Here is a 1,596-nt window from a genome sequence, read left to right as displayed (position 1 = left end):
TCTTTTTGCAGCCTTAAGTAAAGATATACAGAGTTTTTGAAAAAAGCATAGGTCTAGATAATCAAGCTAGATTTTTTAGAACTCCACATTGGTCAATTGTACATAAACCATCACAAGTACCTCTTAAATCAGATAATTGTTCAATAAGCTTTTGTTGCTTGATTATATTTTCTCTGATAGCACTGACATGTAAGTCAATTAATTCATTCACATCTGAACAATTTTTCTTGGGATTATCTTTATAGGTGAGTAATTGACGAATTTCATTCAAACTCATATTTAAAGTTCGGCAATTCAAAATAAACTTAATTCGCTCAACATAGCCTATATCGTAAAGGCGGTAATTTCCTTCCGTTCTTTCGGGTTCCGGAATTAAACCTTCCTTTTCATAAAACCTAATTGTTAATACTGAACATGAGGTTTTTTTAGAGAGTTCACCAATTTTTAAATGCATTGAGTTGGTATTTCCAAAAAATCTTGACTCTATAGTAACTATAGGGATTCTAATATTCAAAGTTTATAAATTTTTTTAATGGGTATAATTATGAGTGGTTGTGGATGTAGTAAAGAAACACCATGCAAAGATAAGAAATCTCAACAAGAAAATCATCCATCAATTGCAGAAGCAAACAATTCAAAGAATTGTAATAATACGCTTAGCTGTTGTGGTGAAGAGGAAGAAGAAAAATCTTCATCTCCTTGCTGTAACACTTCAAACAGTTGTGAAGATACCGCTCAATCCTGTTGTGGTTCTGATCCCAAAGAAAATTTAAGCACTGAAGACGTTTTAAAAAATTCGCACTACATGAGTGAATACTTAGTTCCCAAAATGGATTGTTCTGCGGAAGAACAGATGGTTCGTATGGCGCTATCTTCAATTGATGGTGTTCAAAAACTCATCTTTGATTTACCTAACCGGTCTTTAAAGGTTCTACATAATCAAAAAGATGAAAATATAACTACCAAACTTGAAGCTTTGGGTTTTGGTGCAAAGCTTGTGAAGACTGAAACTTATATAAGCAATCAACAGGCTAAGCAAACAAGTACCTATACCATTCCTAAAATGGATTGCTCTGCTGAAGAGCAAATGGTCCGTATGGCTCTTGCAGATATTGAAGCAGTTAAAGGTCTTACTTTTGATCTTCCCAATCGAAAACTGAAAGTCTTCCATAATGAAGGGAGTCAGCAAATTACGGCCAAACTTGAAGGACTGGGTTTTGGGGCGAAACTTGATGAAACACAGCTTTCTTCAGGCGATATACCTAATGAACCTGATCCTGTGAGACAAGCTAAAGTACTTAAACTGTTATTAGGCATTAATGCTCTACTTTTCTTTATAGAATTCATCAGCGGAATTATTGCTGCGTCTACAGGATTGATTGCTGATTCTCTAGATATGTTTGCCGATGCAGCCGTTTATGGTATTGCGCTATATGCCGTCGGAAAAGCTGCGAAATATCAAGTGAAAGCAGCCCATTTCGCAGGTTGGATTCAGTTATTACTTGCTGTCATCGTGATTATTGATGTCATTAGACGATTCATGTTTGGAAGCGAGCCAGAATCAACGCTCATGATTGTTATTGGCCTGCTCGCACT

Annotated in this window: 2 protein-coding genes; one reads left to right on the top strand and one right to left on the bottom strand. The window is 35.7% G+C overall.

Annotated elements, in window-relative coordinates; all coding sequences use genetic code 11:
* Positions 1-61: 61 nt before the first annotated feature.
* Positions 62-454 carry a Cd(II)/Pb(II)-responsive transcriptional regulator gene (gene cadR, locus ACWQ4X_RS19565; RefSeq protein WP_004281856.1) on the bottom strand — a complete coding sequence of 131 codons (393 nt, stop codon included), beginning with the start codon at positions 452-454 and terminating at the stop codon, positions 62-64.
* Between the two features lie 90 nt (positions 455-544).
* On the opposite strand from cadR, the gene ACWQ4X_RS19560 reads away from it, so the two are divergent.
* Positions 545-1,596, top strand: a 1,052-nt coding sequence (locus ACWQ4X_RS19560; protein ID WP_457904663.1) for a cation transporter, incomplete at its 3' end; no start/stop codon positions are given.

It is taken from the genome of Acinetobacter sp. NigerLNRRAM0016 (assembly GCF_054112845.1).
The sequence above is the reverse complement of the archived record's forward strand: the minus strand, read 5'-3'. Positions and strand labels throughout refer to the sequence as shown.

What these genes read in the sequence shown, in the direction of transcription:
- cadR (WP_004281856.1), bottom strand. Translation starts at nt 454, where the DNA reads ATGCATTTAAAAATTGGTGAACTCTCTAAAAAAACCTCATGTTCAGTA.